Annotated in this window: 11 protein-coding genes and 1 tRNA gene; 3 read left to right on the top strand and 9 right to left on the bottom strand. The window is 40.6% G+C overall.

The window, feature by feature from the left end:
- Window position 1: 1 nt before the first annotated feature.
- From EAX61_RS09070 to EAX61_RS09055, 4 genes are all read right to left on the bottom strand, one after another.
- Window positions 2-535 carry a DUF3341 domain-containing protein gene (locus EAX61_RS09070; RefSeq protein WP_121917366.1) on the bottom strand — a complete coding sequence of 178 codons (534 nt, stop codon included), beginning with the start codon at window positions 533-535 and terminating at the stop codon, window positions 2-4.
- Window position 536: 1 nt separating this feature from the next.
- The gene (nrfD, locus tag EAX61_RS09065) at window positions 537-2306 is read right to left on the bottom strand and encodes an NrfD/PsrC family molybdoenzyme membrane anchor subunit (protein WP_121917365.1); all 1770 of its coding nucleotides are present in this window, start codon (window positions 2304-2306) and stop codon (window positions 537-539) included.
- 31 nt (window positions 2307-2337) lie between these two features.
- Window positions 2338-5418: a TAT-variant-translocated molybdopterin oxidoreductase gene (locus EAX61_RS09060; RefSeq protein ID WP_121917364.1), complete on the bottom strand. Its 3081-nt coding sequence runs from the start codon at window positions 5416-5418 to the stop codon at window positions 2338-2340.
- A gap of 98 nt (window positions 5419-5516) precedes the next feature.
- Window positions 5517-6806, bottom strand: a complete 1290-nt coding sequence (locus EAX61_RS09055; RefSeq protein WP_121917363.1) for a c-type cytochrome — start codon at window positions 6804-6806, stop codon at window positions 5517-5519.
- A gap of 219 nt (window positions 6807-7025) precedes the next feature.
- Here EAX61_RS09055 and EAX61_RS09050 point away from each other — a divergent pair, with 219 nt between their 5' ends.
- Entirely contained in the window at window positions 7026-7409 is a 384-nt protein-coding gene (locus EAX61_RS09050) for an SPOR domain-containing protein (RefSeq protein ID WP_121917362.1), read from the top strand.
- A gap of 276 nt (window positions 7410-7685) precedes the next feature.
- On the opposite strand, the gene infB is transcribed toward EAX61_RS09050, so the two are convergent.
- The 3 genes from infB to rimP form a co-directional block, all read right to left on the bottom strand.
- Window positions 7686-10409 carry a translation initiation factor IF-2 gene (gene infB, locus EAX61_RS09045; protein WP_121917361.1) on the bottom strand — a complete coding sequence of 908 codons (2724 nt, stop codon included), beginning with the start codon at window positions 10407-10409 and terminating at the stop codon, window positions 7686-7688.
- Window positions 10410-10471: 62 nt separating this feature from the next.
- Window positions 10472-11704, bottom strand: coding sequence for a transcription termination factor NusA (gene nusA, locus EAX61_RS09040; RefSeq protein ID WP_121917360.1), 1233 nt, complete (start codon window positions 11702-11704; stop codon window positions 10472-10474).
- Window positions 11705-11714: 10 nt separating this feature from the next.
- Window positions 11715-12179, bottom strand: a complete 465-nt coding sequence (gene rimP / locus EAX61_RS09035; RefSeq protein ID WP_121917359.1) for a ribosome assembly cofactor RimP — start codon at window positions 12177-12179, stop codon at window positions 11715-11717.
- A gap of 176 nt (window positions 12180-12355) precedes the next feature.
- Here rimP and EAX61_RS09030 point away from each other — a divergent pair, with 176 nt between their 5' ends.
- Window positions 12356-13192: a universal stress protein gene (locus tag EAX61_RS09030; RefSeq protein WP_121917358.1), complete on the top strand. Its 837-nt coding sequence runs from the start codon at window positions 12356-12358 to the stop codon at window positions 13190-13192.
- Window positions 13193-13340: 148 nt separating this feature from the next.
- On the opposite strand, the gene EAX61_RS09025 is transcribed toward EAX61_RS09030, so the two are convergent.
- Window positions 13341-13422 (bottom strand) — tRNA-Leu (locus EAX61_RS09025).
- A gap of 132 nt (window positions 13423-13554) precedes the next feature.
- Here EAX61_RS09025 and EAX61_RS09020 point away from each other — a divergent pair.
- On the top strand, window positions 13555-14940 hold the full coding sequence (locus EAX61_RS09020) for a dipeptidase (protein ID WP_121917357.1): 1386 nt from the start codon (window positions 13555-13557) through the stop codon (window positions 14938-14940).
- A gap of 167 nt (window positions 14941-15107) precedes the next feature.
- Here the strand turns inward: EAX61_RS09020 and EAX61_RS09015 are convergent, their stop codons facing one another.
- Entirely contained in the window at window positions 15108-16706 is a 1599-nt protein-coding gene (locus tag EAX61_RS09015) for a DUF4139 domain-containing protein (RefSeq protein ID WP_121917356.1), read from the bottom strand.
- Between the last annotated feature and the right edge of the window lie 257 nt (window positions 16707-16963).

Below are 16963 nucleotides of genomic sequence, written 5' to 3'. Positions count from 1 at the left end.
CTTATGCTTCTTCGTTTGCTACTAAATTAATTTCGGTTGCACCTGTCGTTACTAAGAAATCTGCAAGCTCTTGAGCGTTCTGTCCATCGGCGTCGATTTCCATAAGAAAGTGATCATCCGTTGTGCGTAGATCAGGATTTTCGGCCTTTTTGAAAGGCCATAGCTTACTTCTCATATAAAAAGTAATAACCATTAAGTGAGCTGCAAAAAACACCGTAAGCTCGAACATGATAGGCACGAATGCTGGCATATTCTCGATATAGCTAAAACTAGGCTTTCCTCCAATATCTTGAGGCCAGTCTTCAATCATAATGAAATTCATCATTACGATAGCTACGGTTAGTCCTAAACACCCGTACATAAATGCCGTGATAGCGATACGTGTAGGAGCAAGGCCCATTGCCTTATCTAAACCGTGCACAGGAAACGGAGAGTAAATCTCGTTGATGTGCAAGTGCTTTTTCTTCACTTCCTTTACAGCGTTCATAAGAACGTCGTCGTCAGTGTATATTGCGTGTATAACTGAATGTGCCATACTAGTTGTTGTTAAGTGTTGCTGCCTGTCCCGCCCAATCGTCGCGCTCTGCACGTCCTGGGAAAGATCCAGTGATACTATCTAAAAGGTCATAATCTGCTTTTGTCATACGAGCAACTTGTGCAAACGTATAAATACCTAGCTGATTTAATTTCTCCTCCATTTTTGGACCGATGCCGTTCACTTTCTGAAGGTCATCTGCCTTTTGAGTTGCTGCGTCAAACGCCCCTAGAGAATTAATAAGCACATCGTTTCCATGCGTATCCTCAGGGATCATAGGTTCATCCGATACTACTTCAGCTTGAGCTGCTTGATAATGACCATCCAGATTTATCTTTACTGGTCCACCAGAAGTTCTCGGGTCTGCTCCAGAACCTACAAGGCTCTGTCCTGACTCGCGCAACTTCTTGTAACGCTCTCCAGAAGACTTCATAATAGTTTTTACCTCTGCTTGTGCAATCACTGGGAAGGTGCGTGCATATAATAGGAACAACACGAAGAAGAATCCTATAGTTCCAATAAAAATTCCAATATCTACGAACGTAGGCGAGAACATAGACCAAGAAGATGGCAAGTAATCACGGTGTAATGAAGTTACAATAATCACGAAACGCTCAAACCACATTCCAATATTTACAACAATCGAAATAAAGAAAGAGAACATGATACTCCGTCTTAGTTTAGGAAACCACATAAACTGTGGTGAGAAAACATTACAGGTCATCATCGCCCAATAAGACCAAGCATAAGGTCCAGTTGCTCTATTTAAGAATGCATACTGCTCATATTCTACTCCTGAATACCAAGCCATAAAAAGCTCTGTAATATATGCCACACCTACGATAGAACCTGTAATCATGATTACAATATTCATTAACTCGATGTGCTGTATCGTGATGTATGCCTCTAGATTAGAAACTTTACGCATTACAATAAGTAATGTGTTTACCATTGCAAATCCTGAAAATACCGCTCCCGCAACGAAGTACGGAGGGAAAATAGTCGTGTGCCATCCAGGAATAACTGAAGTTGCAAAGTCAAAGGATACAATCGTATGTACAGATAGTACAAGAGGCGTTGCAAGTCCCGCAAGTACCAGTGATACTTCTTCAAATCGTTGCCAGTCCTTTGCACGTCCAGACCACCCAAAGGATAGTAAGCTATATATTTTCTTTTGGAAAGGCTTTACCGCTCTATCGCGTATCATCGCAAAATCAGGAAGCAATCCAGTCCACCAGAATACCAGTGAAACAGATAAATATGTTGATATTGCAAATACGTCCCAAAGAAGCGGTGAGTTAAAGTTTACCCACAAAGAACCAAACTGGTTAGGAATAGGAAGTACCCAATATGCCAACCACGGACGTCCCATATGTATGATCGGGAAGAGACCTGCTTGAACTACTGAGAAAATAGTCATTGCCTCTGCAGAACGGTTAATCGCCATTCTCCATTTCTGACGGAAAAGCAAGAGGACGGCAGAAATCAGAGTTCCCGCGTGACCGATACCTACCCACCATACGAAGTTAGTAATATCCCACGCCCAGTTTACAGTTTTATTAAGACCCCAGCTACCGATACCATTTGTGATCGTATAAATAATACAACCTATTCCCCAAAGGAAAGCAGTAAGAGCGATACCAAAAACAATCCACCAGTGCTTGTTTGCACGTCCCTCCACTGGAGCGACTACATCCAAAGTCACATCGTGATAGGTCTTATCTCCGGTAACGAGTGGTCTTCTTATAGGTGCTTCGTAATGCGCCATAATCCTATATTAATTAGTTCTTTTGATTAGTTGTTTAAGCTTCTTCAGTATTTCTTACAATCGCGTGGTAGAAGACATTAGGCTTCGTACCTACGTGCTCAAGTAAGTGATACATTCTATCATCTTGAGATAGTTTTTTAACTTCACTCTGCTCATCATTTACATCTCCAAAGACAAGTGCCCCAGAGGTACAAGCATTAGAACAAGCAGTTGCAAACTCTCCATCTTTAATTTGACGTCCTTCACGTTTTGCATCAAGGATTGTTTTTTGTGTCATTTGGATACACATAGAACATTTCTCAATAACTCCACGAGAACGTACTGTTACGTCTGGATTTAATACCATACGTCCTAGGTCATTATTCATGTGGTAATCAAACTCATCATTACCATTATACAAGAACCAGTTAAAACGACGTACTTTATATGGACAGTTGTTTGCACAGTAACGTGTACCTACACAACGGTTGTACGCCATATGATTCTGGCCTTGACGGCTATGTGAAGTCGCAGCAACTGGACAAACCGTCTCACAAGGAGCGTGGTTACAGTGCTGACACATTACCGGCTGGAACGCAATTTGAGGATTTGCAGCAGGATCTTCCATTTCTGAAAAACCTCCTAAAGAGCCATTGTCCCCTCCTAGTCCGCTGAAATCATTTTTCTTAGTATCATCCAGTTGGAAAGTATCTTCAGATGAGTAGTATCTATCGATACGCAACCAGTGCATATCACGACTGCGACGAACCTCAGACTTACCCACTACAGGAACATTATTTTCCGAGTGACAAGCAATGACACAAGCACCACAACCTGTACAAGCGTTCATATCAATCGAAAGATTGAAATGGTGCCCGATAGAACGATCAAAGGAATCCCAAAGGTCAACTTCTGGTGAAGTTACTTCGTATTCTATGTGATTCTTAGTCACTTCTGGAACTGGATTCCAATAGTGCTTGTCTTTAGTATTAAATATTTCAAGGGTAGTCTCTCTTACGATATCACCACGACCCATTAATGTATTGTGCAGCTGGATTAATGCAAACTCGTGCACATCCTCATTAGCTTTCTTAACAGATACTTTTTGAGTATTCTTAAAACCCTGCATTAATGGATAAGCATTTACGCCTGTCTGCATGTCTTCTTGAATCGCCTCTTTCTTTCCGTAACCTAGCGCTAAACCTACAGTTCCGTTTGCCTGCCCTGGCTGGACCATAACCGGCACCACAACAGAAACTCCATCTACAGTAACTTCAGCATAGCGACCGTTAAGACCTCCGTTTGCATCGTGGCGAGCCTCTGTAAAGAATGTGCTACGATCTAACCAAAGTCCCAGCTCTTTAGCATCTGCCTCAGACATGGTAAGGTAATTATCCCAAGTTGCTCTTGTGATAGGATCAGGCATCTCTTGTAACCAAGGATTGTTAGCCTGACTTCCGTCACCCATTGATGTTTTAGTATAAAGAGTCAGCTCAAAGTTTCCGTCACCTTGCAAAGTATCTACCGCAAGACCTGCATCAGCTGTTAAAGACGAATCTTCTTGTGATGAAGGTGCCGCTTTCGCGAAAGCGTCAGTATAAACAACACCATCTTGAACTGCCTTATTAAAAGAAGTGACACCTGCCGCCTGCATTGTGCTCTTCATATATTCATAGTACGGCTGATCGCTACCCATCCATTTCAAGAGATTATCTTGAAACTGACGCGTATCAAACAACGGACGAATCGTAGGCTGCATTAAGCTGATTTCTCCTTGCTTAATCTGCACATCTCTCCAAGATTCTAAGTAATGTGGTGCTGGCGCTACGTGCGTCATTTTTACTGCAGTCTCATCCACCTTCATAGAGCAAGCTACAGAAACAGCAACTTTACCAAGTCCAGCGACAAACTCATCAGCATTTGGAAGACTATATGCTGGATTTACACCAGCAGTAATCAAGAGGCCGATTTGACCTGCATTCATATCTTTTACTAACTGAGCAACTTTGCGTGCATCTCCCGAACGTGTAAGTTTAGGGTTAGCCGTGTCCATTACCTCGCTATTTGCATTTAAATCTAGTACGATGCGTTGAGTTGCCACATCCTGAACACCTGTTACCACAACTCCTTTGCTACCAGCTTCGGCAAGTTTCTTTTTTGCAAAAGCTACTGCTGTTTTTATGTTTTCAGGAAGGCCAGAGGCAGAACCACCAGCTAGAGCCTGCACCACAAGTTTTTGCTGTGATGGAGTAGTAGGCACTCTCTTATCTGCATTTGCTCCAGAAAGAGACATATTTGCCTCAAACTGAATGTGGCGAGACATTCTACCATTTTTCGGCACACGACTCTTTCCGTAACCGGAATCATAGCCCCCACCTTGCCAGTCACCTAAAAAGTCTGCACCTACAGAAACTATAACTTCTGCTTTTGAGAAATCATAATCTGCTAGGGCTCGGCGACCATATTTTAATTCAAAAGCGTCTAGGGCATCTTGCTCTCCTACAGCATCGTATGTAATGTGTGAAGCATTTGGGAATTTTGCTGTAAACTCAGCAATCAACTTATCTGTTGTTGGACTCGCAAAAGTCTGCGTGAGCAACACGGCTTTCTTACCTCCATTTAAGGCATTGATTATACCTTGATCTATGTCATCCCAGGATACTTCTTGACCATTTGCTAGTGGAGAAGTTGCACGTTTCATATCATACAAAGAAAGTACAGATGCATGAACACGAGCATTTGCCCCAAAGCCACCCTTCGCAAGGTTATTGTTTTCTACTTTGATAGGACGTCCCTCGCGTGTTTTGATCAAAACACTTGCAAAGTCAAATCCATCTGCCATTGTCGTTGCATAATAATCTGCAACACCTGGAACAATCTGCTCAGGCTGCACAACGTAAGGAATAGATTTTTTTACTGGCCCCTCACAAGCAGCAAGAGATGCAGCAGCAGTAGAAAATCCCACGTATTTCAAAAAATCACGACGCGTAGTCTCTGTAGAATCAAGAGTTTTCTTATCTCCTAAAAACTCGTCCGTCGGAATTTCCTGTACAAACTCATTCTGACTTAGCGCCTCCACTGCCGGATTCCCGTGCAGTTGATCGTCGCTTTTCCAGTATTTCTTGTTTGATGACATATAAATAATAGTTATAATGTTTTTAGCTCCTTTTAAAGATGAACCAGGACTTTTTTTGTTGCACTTTTTATGCTTTCGCAAAAGCAGATGTCACAAAATTAATAGTGACACTTACCACATTCCAGACCTCCCATTTGTGCGGCAGTTAACTGCTCAACACCATATTTCTCAGAAAGCTGTTCGTGTATTTTCTCGTAATAAGGATTTCCTTCAATTTTTACGTTCGTCTCACGGTGACAGTTAATACACCATCCCATCGTAAGTGGAGCGTATTGATACATCACTTCCATCTCCTCTACAGGACCGTGACATTTTTGACATTCGATTCCAGCAACTGTTACGTGCTGTGAGTGATTAAAGTATGCAAAATCTGGAAGGTTGTGAATACGAACCCATTCTACTGGCTGCGTTTCACCCGTGTAGGATTGCGTCGCAGGATCCCAACCTACAGCCTTATAAAGTTTTTGAATCTCACCATCGTAAAATTCTTTACTGTAATCTTCAGTCACACTTGCATAGTCTCCATCTCCAGCTACCTCGGCAATAGATTTATGACAATTCATACAAACATTTAAAGATGGTATGCCAGAGTGCTTAGAAACGCGTGCACTTGAGTGACAGTATTTACACTCAATGGCATTTTCACCCGCGTGAATTCTGTGTGAATAGTGTATAGGTTGTATAGGAGCATATCCTTGCTCTACACCTACAGACATTAAGGCTCCATAAGCAAAATAAGCACTCCCTAAAAGCAATAGTATAGAAGTAACTAAAACTAAAAATTGATTCTGAACAAAAGCTTTCCAGATAGGTGTGCGCTTAGTAGGCTCCTCAACCTCAATTCCTTGTGCAGTTGCAAATTTCTTAAGGGTATTGTTTACTAGGAAAAGTACCGCAACAAGCAGAACAAATACAAGAGCAAGAACACCTAGAATAATGTTGTTTGAAACCCCTCCTCCAACAGCTTCACCTTCAACAATCGTTTTCTCAGGAGGCGCAGGCTGCGGCGTATTTGTATAGGCTAGAATATTATCAATATCTGCATTACTCAATGCAGGAAAAGCATTCATTACTTTCTTACCGTTCTCTTCGTATACTTGCACAGCACGTGCGTCGCCTGATTTAATAAGCGCTTGCGAATTTTTGATCCACTTATATAACCACTCGTAATCTCCATCATATTTTTCGACTACATTGTAGAGCGCAGGACCCGTCATAGGCTTGTACAATTTGTGACAAGCACCACAATTAGACTTAAAGAGCGCCTCACCGGCAACAGCGTCACCAGCAGTATCTTGAGCAAAAAGAGAAGTAGTTAACGTGAGCAGAAATGCTGCACTTAGCGTGATAATTCTATAAAATGAATTACGGCGTTTAACCTGTATCATAGTTTGGATTGAATTAGCTTCAAAAAAAATCTAGTGTCATCCTACCTACCTACTGCTAAGAAGGCGTTAATTACACCAGTAAATTGTATGCAAAAATAATACTTAGAACCCGTTTAACCTTATGTGCAAATCGGCTTAATACTAATTTATAATTCGTCTAAATAAGAAAATAAATTTCTTTTCGTTTGAATAACATACCTTTGTTGAAAATACGTAAATATGACCTTTTTGCCTCGTAAAAAATCCTTTTTAACTTTCATTTTTTTTGTGAGTTTGTTCGCTTTCGCGAAAGCGCAATCTTCCCAAACAACAGTTAACCAAGACCCCCTCATAAATGAATTGATTTCCTTAAAAGCAGAAATGAGTGTGGAAGGAGAACTGAATGATCGGTATAAGATCCAAATTTACTCTGGCAATCTCACTCGCGCAAATAGCCAATTAAAAACTTATCTAAATAAAGTTGGAACTTGGAAATCTACTATCAAATTCCAAACTCCTAACTATAAAGTATGGATAGGGAATTTTAGAAGTAGATTAGAGGCAGACAGAGCTCTAATGAAAATCAAGAAGGTATTTCCTAGTGCCTTTATTTTTAAACCGTAACGGTAGACGGTAGACGGTAGACGGTAGACGGTAGACGGTAGACGGTAGACGGTAGACGAAAAATCAAAAATTCTCGTTGCTCTCCTGCGCGAAAGCACCTTCTTTTATGAAATTTAACAGCAAGGCCTTTTACAAAAAGAATTTCTGTTGGATTAAAAAACAGGACCTATAGTAATAGTCAATAAGGTAGAAATCCTCGAATACTTTTGTAAAAAGTAACAAAAAAAGCTCCCGACCTTAGTCGAGAGCCTTTTACTCTATTGAAATGAGCTTATATTACTTAAGCTTTTTCTTAACTTCTACTTCTTGGTAAGCTTCAATAGTATCACCTATCACAATGTCGTTGTAATTCTTTATTTGCATACCACAGTCGTAACCTTTAGCCACTTCTCTTACATCATCCTTAAAGCGCTTTAATGCTGTTAGTGTGCCTTCGTGCACGACGACACCATCGCGTATGATACGGATTCCTGAGTTTCTATAAATTTTACCTGTTAGCACCATACAACCGGCAATTACACCAACTTTAGATATCTTAAAGGTCTCACGAATCTCTGCTGTTCCTGTAATCTCCTCTTTAATTTCTGGAGATAGCATTCCCTCCATCGCATCCTTAAGATCATTAATCGCTGCGTAGATAATAGAATACGTACGTATATCGATTTCTTCCTTATCTGCAATTTGTCTTGCGTTTCCAGCAGGACGCACATTAAATCCGATGATTATCGCATCAGAAGCAGATGCTAGAAGCACATCACTTTCTGTAATGGCACCAACACCTTTATGTATGATATTTACGGCAATCTCCTCTGTAGAAAGTTTCTGGAAACTATCTGTAAGTGCTTCCACAGAGCCATCCACGTCTCCTTTTAGGATAATGTTAAGTTCTTTAAAGTCACCTAATGCAATACGACGTCCAATTTCGTCAAGTGTTATGTGGCGATGTGTACGAACATTCTGCTCACGTTGCAATTGCGTGCGCTTCGAAGCAATATCTTTTGCTTCGCGCTCATCTTCCATTACATTAAACTTATCACCAGCTTGAGGAGCACCGTCCAATCCTAAAATTGAAACTGGAGTAGAAGGCCCGGCCTTCTTAATTTTCTTACCTCGCTCATCGTGCATCGCTTTAACTTTACCAGAGCACGTACCTGCAAGCATATAGTCCCCTACCGAAAGCGTTCCGGCTTGGACAAGAATTGTAGATACATACCCACGTCCCTTATCAAGGAAGGCCTCTACTACCGTTCCAGTTGCATTCTTATCTGGGTTTGCTTTAAGCTCTAAAAGTTCAGCTTCAAGAAGGACTTTTTCAAGCAATTCCTTAACGCCTTGTCCTGTCTTAGCCGAAATTTCTTGTGATTGAATTTTTCCTCCCCAATCTTCGACCAGAAGGTTCATCTGAGCAAGACCCTCTTTTATTTTCTCTGGGTTTGCCGCTGGCAAATCCACTTTATTTATTGCAAAAACGATAGGTACGCTCGCCGCTTGTGCGTGAGCAATAGCCTCTTTCGTTTGTGGCATGATATCATCATCTGCAGCAACAACAATTACAGCAATATCTGTTACTTGAGCACCACGTGCACGCATCGCTGTAAAGGCTTCGTGACCTGGAGTATCTAAGAAAGCAATCTTCTGACCGTTCTTAAGTTGCACACCATAAGCACCTATGTGCTGCGTTATTCCTCCACTCTCTCCTGCAATCACATTCTCGTTACGCACATAATCCAGTAACGATGTTTTACCGTGATCTACGTGCCCCATTACAGTTACGATAGGAGCGCGTTCCTTTAAATCTTCTGGAGCATCTTCTACATCGAGGATAGAGTCCTCAATATCTGCGGTTACAAACTCAACAGAATATCCAAACTCGTCTGCAACGATAGATAGTGTTTCTGCATCGAGACGCTGGTTCATCGTTACCATCATCCCAAGCGACATACACGCCGAAATGATATTAGTTACGGGAACTTCCATCATTGTAGCAACCTCACTTACGGTAACAAACTCTGTCACCTTAAGTATTTTGCTCTCTAATTCCTGAGCTGCGAGGTCATCGTCAGATTTCTGACGGTGTTGATCACGCTTGTCTCGACGATATTTAGCTCCTTTTCCTTTATTTGATTTCCCTTGAAGTTTTTCAAGAGTCTCACGTATTTGTTTTTGTACTTCTTCTTCTGTAGGCTCGACTTTTGCTACTTGAGCACGTCCTCCTCCTTTACGTCCGCCACGCTGGTTATTGTTGCCTCCACGACCTCCGGTATTAGCACCTCCTCCAGATCCTGGCTTAGTTATACGCTTACGACGTTTCTTATTATCAGCACTAGAAGCACTTTCCCTTTTCTTTTTCTCTGGTTTCTTAAATTGAGAGAGATCTATTTTTTGTCCTGTAAAATTAGGTCCATCTAATTTTTTATAATCCGTCTTAAGAACTTCTTTTTCAGGTTCAGCAGGAGTTACTTCTTTGACAGCCTCTTCTTTTTTTGCAACAGGTTTGTCTACTTCTTTTGCTTTCGCGGAAGCGGGCACATCCTTTTTCTTAGGAATAACTTTTTCGGCTATTGGCTTTTCTACTTTGGGAGATTCTTCCTTTTTGACCTCCTCTTTTTTAACCTCTACTTGAACAGGTTTCTCTTTTGTGGCAGGAGTCTCTTTCTTGCCAAGGTCAATTTTACCTACCTGTTTAGGACCAGTAAGCTGTGCTTTTGCTTTTACAACCTCAGGCTTCTTAGACTCTTGCTTGGCCTCGATCTCCACCTCACGAGCAATTCGCAGAGCCTCTTTTTCCTTTTGCTTTTCTACAGCAACTTCTTTGGACTCAATTTTTTTGTTTGCGTCCGTCTGAAACTCATCCGAAAGCACCCCATAAATCTCGGCTGAAATTTTTGTGGTCGGACGCGCCTCTATATCATGACCCTTTGAGTTCAAAAACTCAACGGCACGATCTAGAGAAATGTTCAGTTCTCGTAAAACTTTGTTTAATCGCATTGTTGCTGCCATAGACTGCTTGCTGTAATTGTAATTTTTATTGCTTTCCTACGTCAAATGTACTGTAGGAATGTTTAATCTTCAAATTCTGCCTTGAGGACATTCATAACCTCAAGCACTGTTTCTTCTTCTAGATCTGTACGACGTACTAAATCTTCAACTTCCTGTTCTAATATACTGCGCGCAGTATCTAGACCTATTTTTGCAAATTCCTCAATAATCCATCCTTCGATTTCATCTGAGAATTCTGTAAGCTCCACATCTTCCTCTACACCTTCTCTATATACGTCAATTTCGTAACCTGTGAGTTGACCCGCTAGACGGATATTGTGTCCACCTCGACCTATGGCCTTGCTCACTTCTTCTGGCTTAAGCATTACCTGAGCGGTTTTTGCCTCTTCATCTATTTTAATGCTTGTGATACGTGCAGGACTCAAAGCTCTTGTAATGTACAAGTTAAGATTATTTGTATAATTGATTACATCTATATTCTCATTTCCAAGCTCACGTACGATACCGTGAATACGTGATCCTTTCATTCCTACACAGGCTCCTACTGGATCTATACGGTCATCATAAGAGTCTACGGCTACTTTTGCCTTTTCCCCTGGGATACGCACTACTTTTTTGATAGAAATCAAACCGTCAAAAACTTCTGGAATTTCGGATTCAAATAATTTTTCAAGAAATAAAGGAGACGTACGAGACATCACTATAGATGGTTTGTTTCCTTTAAGCTCAACACTCTCAATAATACCTCTTACGTTTTCTCCTTTACGGAAAAAATCAGATGGTATCTGACGATCTTTAGGCAAAATTACTTCATTCCCTTCATCGTCTAATAGAATAATTGCTCTATGGCGAATGTGGTGCACCTCTGCTGTATACATTTCACCTTCAAGCTCTTTAAACTGCTTGTAGATATTCGTATTATCGTGCTCGTGAATCTTACTGATCAAGTTTTGGCGTAAAGCCAAAATAGAACGACGTCCAAGATCAATTAACTTCACCTCTTCAGACACATCTTCTCCTACCTCAAAATCTTCTTCAATTTTACGTGCTGCGGTTAGTGATATTTCAGCATTTTTATCCTCTACTTCTCCATCTGCCACAACAACGCGGTTACGCCAGATTTCTAGATCGCCTTTGTCTGGGTTTATAATAATATCAAAATTATCGTCACTTCCAAAACGTCTTTTTAACGTACTTCTAAATACCTCTTCGAGTATCGCCATAAGCGTTACACGATCGATTAACTTATCGTCTTTAAATTCTGAAAAAGAATCGATTAATGCGAGATTCTCCATATCAACTAGCTTAAAATTTTATTTTAACTTTTGCTTCTGTTATTTCTTTTACAAGAAACGTTTCTGTTTTCTCAACAGTTACTTTCCCTTTTCCTACTGGCTTAGGCTCACGCGTTTTCCAGTATAGGGTAACACTATCGTCTGTCACATCTTCCAGCTCACCTTCAATTTTATCTCCATTTTCCAGCTTTATCGTAAGAGTGCGACCTATATTCTTTTTATACTGTCGCATGTTTAATATAGGACCGGCAGCCCCATAAGACATTACTTCAAGAGAAAAATCCTCTTCATCTCGGTCCAGATTGTGCTCAACTTTGCGGCTTACCATTATACAATCTTCAACAGTTACACCATTATCGCCATCTATCACAACCTTTACCTCATTAGCCCCATGTATATCAAGATCTATAAGAAATAACGACGGATTTTCATCCATCACTTCTTGCAATAATTCTTGTACTTTTTCTCTAAACATATTGAAGTATAAAAAGAGGGGACATGCGTCCCCTCGTTAATTTTCTTAATTCAACGGTGCAAATATACTATAAATTTTCGATTTATAAAAGAAGGTTTGCAATGGCATAATTTCGTAACTTTAAGAAGCTTTAACCATATCGAAAGTGTGATCTAAATTATGACAAACCTCAAATTATGATAAAAAAAATACTCGTCCCAACTGACTTTTCTGTTCAAGCAGAAAATGCACTACGTGTTGCGGCAGACCTTGCCAAACGTCACGACGCAGAAATTAACCTATTACACATGCTAGAACTACCTATGCAATTAGTAGATGGGGCATATGGCGGCGCAAAAAGCGAGCTGCCTGAGGCAATCTTTTTTATGAAGCTTGCACATCAAAAATTTCAAGCAATGATGGCCTCTCCTTTTCTTGATGGAATTACAGTCATCGAGACAGCTGAGTTTGATGGTGCATTTGAAGGAATAATGGACTACGCAAAAAAGTATGAAGCAGACATGATTGTCATGGGCACCCACGGAGCAAGTGGTCTTCAGGAATTTTTTGTAGGCTCAAACACAGAAAAAGTTGTGCGCAACTCTGAAATTCCTGTACTGGTTATTAAAAACAGACACGAGAAATTTGAGATCAAAAACTTTGTTTATGCCCTTGACTTTCAGGCCGAAAACCACAATGCCTTCAAGCAAGCTATTGCTTTTGCAAAAATAAACGATGTAAAACTACACGGGCTGTATGTAAATACTCCAGGTGACTTTAGATCCACGCATGAAGTTGAAGCCCAGATGAAGAAATTTATTGATGAATATGGAGCTATAGACAATTATACTCTTAATATCTACAATGACTCCACCGTAGAAAGTGGTATCCTACATTTTGCAGAAATGGTAAATTCCGGTCTTGTTGGTATTGCCACTCACGGTCGTAAAGGGCTTGCTCACTTTCTAAACGGATCCCTAAGCGAGGGTCTTGTAAATCACGCAAATAGACCCGTGATCACTTTTAAAATATAAGATTACTTGCAAATAAAGCATTTGCAACTTCTATTTTTCGATTCGGAAAATCTTTTGATAGTTACACACCACATTTTTGCTCTTGCTACAATAAAGGTGCCCTATAACAGAAAAAAGCTAACTTTAATAAGTTAGCTTTTCTTCGTTGTACGGGCGAGAAGACTCGAACTTCCACACCGTGAGGCACCAGATCCTAAGTCTGGCGTGTCTACCAATTCCACCACGCCCGCATTTCAATAAGATCGTTACACATTGTTTTGTAACGGGGTGCAAATATAAAACATATTTTCAATTCCAAAATAATTTTTTGAATAAAAATTCGCTTTCAGATTTCGTATTTTTGAGGAAAACACCTTTTTATAATGCAAAACCCAAAAGATTATATCGATCAACACAAGGATCGTTTTATAAACGAACTCATAGAATTACTCAAGATTCCTAGCGTGAGTGCAGATTCCGCTTTCGCGAAAGCGACCCACCAAACCGCCTCTGTCGTAGCCGAAAGCCTGCGCAAAGCTGGGTGTGATTGTGTCGAAATATGTGAGACCCCAGGATATCCTATCGTTTATGCCGATAAAATCATAGACCCAGAATTACCCACGGTACTAGTTTACGGACATTACGATGTGCAACCACCAGATCCTGTGGAACTTTGGGATTCGCCACCTTTTGAACCCGTCGTCAAAAAAACAGAGCTACACCCAGACGGAGCCATTTATGCCCGCGGTGCCTGTGATGACAAAGGGCAGATGTATATGCACGTGAAAGCGATGGAATATATGACGGCAAACGATCAACTGCCGTGCAACGTGAAGTTTATGATCGAGGGTGAGGAAGAAGTAGGCAGTGAGAACCTCGCTTGGTATGTAGAGCGTAATCAGGAAAAACTGGCAAATGATGTTATTTTAATTTCAGATACAGGAATGATTGCAAATGATATTCCGTCTATAACCACAGGGTTACGTGGTCTAAGTTATGTGGAAGTAGAAGTGACAGGACCAAACAGAGATTTACATTCTGGATTGTATGGAGGAGCAGTAGCAAATCCTATTAATGTGCTCGCCAAAATGATTGCTTCCCTACACGATGAAAACAATCACATCACAGTAAAAGGGTTTTACGATAAAGTAGAAGAACTCTCGACAGCCGAACGCGAGAAAATGGCAGAGGCACCTTTCTCTTTAGAAAATTACAAGAAAGCGCTAGACATAGACGCTGTTTATGGAGAAAAAGGATACACCACAAACGAGCGCAACTCCATACGCCCCACCTTAGACGTAAACGGAATCTGGGGAGGTTATACAGGTGAAGGTGCAAAAACAGTAATCGCAAGCAAAGCTTATGCAAAAATCTCAATGCGTCTCGTGCCAAATCAAGATTGGAAAGAAATTACTGAGCTCTTCAAAACCCATTTTGAAAGTATCGCTCCCGCAGGTGTAAAAGTAAAGGTATCTCCACATCACGGAGGACAAGGCTATGTTACCCCGATAGACAACATCGCATACCAAGCTGCCGAAAAGGCTTACGAAAAGACCTTTGGCAAGTCGCCTATTCCACAGCGCAGTGGTGGGAGTATTCCTATAGTCGCCTTGTTTGAAAAGGAACTTAAGAGTAAAACGATTCTTATGGGATTTGGATTAGACAGCGATGCGATTCATTCGCCTAACGAGCATTTTGGAATATGGAATTACCTGAAAGGAATTGAAACCATTCCTTATTTTTACGAATATTTCACAGAGATGAGCTAGTAAATTTATGCTTACTCAAACCAAAAAATGGTCAATAGCTTTATACTACTGACCATTTTTTTATAGGGTATTGTTTGCTTTTGCGATGTATCCTGAGTACGACTCAGCGAAAGCGGAAAAACCATATCTCACACCGCAAGCCTACTACACCTCTAGTTTACTACAGATTAATAATACTGCAACACCATATCTTTAGGGTATTTTACTTCGTAATTAAAATTAATGGTAGTTCCTGCTCCGGCATCTAGAGATTTTTCCCAAAGAATACTTCCCGTGCCTTTATCATAGTCACCTCCTGCAAGATCGAGCGCCTCTATCTCTATCTTATTATTTTGCGATATAGGCAGTTGGTCAAAAATCTCAATACTAATTGCCTTAGGACCATTGTTGCGCACCGCAATCTCATAGCCAAAGGCTTCCACTTTCTTAGAGCTCAAAGTTCTTTTTGTAGAAAGATTATCTAGTAATCGATACTTTACAACAACGCGTTCATCTACACCCAGAGAAAGAGGATACTCATCTTTTGTGTAATTAGGGTTAATGGTCGTTTTTCCTATAAAATTCCCTTCAAAATAAAGGTTTGCTTCCGTGAGTAATAGATTAAGAGATCTCCAATTTTTTATTTTGGCGATTAGGAACGTTTCCTCCGTAAGTTTTGGGATGGTATGGTGCACATACTCGGCATTTACCTCTTTTGTGTCTAAAATAATCGTCTGCCCTTTTCCAGTAGAAGCTATAGATTGTTCTGAGTTGAGCACATAAACAGCATTAAACTGCTGTTCTACAACCTCCGTCACGGCTACATCTCCTAGTGCTTTTTTATTCTTAGCACGCATCTGTACGGAATTTACCATTTCTGGAGCAATAACCACTACTTCTTCTAAAGCATCCTCTCTAGCATAAGCATAAGTGGGTTGCTCGCGTATGTAAAATGGATTGAGAATAGGTCGGTTTTGGTTCCCTTTAGGTAAATAAGTAGACACCTTAAGCTGTACATTATCCCAGTCCTTACCTGTATTTTGATATATTTTCCCTTTTGTTACAAGTGATAACGGAGCCTCTAACGAGGTCGCTCTTATGTCATATAAAGGTTGCCATCCTGCGTTATTTACCACATAGGCCAGAGAAACTGTTGTTGTCATACTCCTGGATGCTTCTATCTCAAGGGTAACTAACTGTCTATTCTCATTACGTTCTGTGTTTGTCTCTGTAAGTTGCTTGTTTACCTTAGTTATGGAATCGCGCAGTTCTTTTAACTCCACGTCCAGCTTTATCTGTTTCTTAGTGATTTCTGGAATACGCTGGGCATAAAAGGTTGCCAGTTCGGCGAGTTGAGTGGTACTCCAACCTTCGTTTGTATTTCCTATTTTACGATTCTCTTCTATAAGTTGTATTTCCCCTGCGAGCGCACTTTTTTCTGCTTCTTTATATTTTATCGCAAGGTTAAGTGCATCGCGCTCGTCCATCAGCGCCTGCTCGCTTTCTGAAAAGGTATCTGCTTGTAGATAGTTGTTTCCAGGAGTTACAGACAATAAAGTGGCTCCGCTAGACAATCCTATCTGATACGTATTAGTATCAATGTAATTAGACAGGTTTTCTATAGTGATTGTGTTCTTACCTTTCACTAAAGAAACAGTACCACTTTCCTCCACCTTTGCAGATTGCAAATAGACCGTCACAGCCTCAGGCTTCGTTTTGACCGTTTTATCTTGTCCGTAAGTAATCGCCGTAACAAGGAATAGTAGTATAATGTGTAGTGTTCTCATAATCTTTTATTTAATACCGTAAAATTAGGCAGTACCTTATCCTCAAAAAAACATAAATGAGTAAAATGGTCTTTTGAACGCGTAAAGTGAGAAGTCCGAGCTGTAAATTAGACTAAAGAAGTTTTTGTTTTTTACGCTTTCGCTGAGTCGAGCTCAGGATAAATCGCGAAAGCGTAAACATAATTTCCTCCACACATTTGCTAAAATTAAAGTAGTTACAAAATCTTCAATCGCTCCCCAAAACTTGCAACCAAAGC

It is taken from the genome of Dokdonia sinensis (assembly GCF_003688895.1).
Lineage (GTDB): Bacteria > Bacteroidota > Bacteroidia > Flavobacteriales > Flavobacteriaceae > Dokdonia > Dokdonia sinensis.
This window is presented reverse-complemented; position numbering and strand designations above follow the sequence as displayed.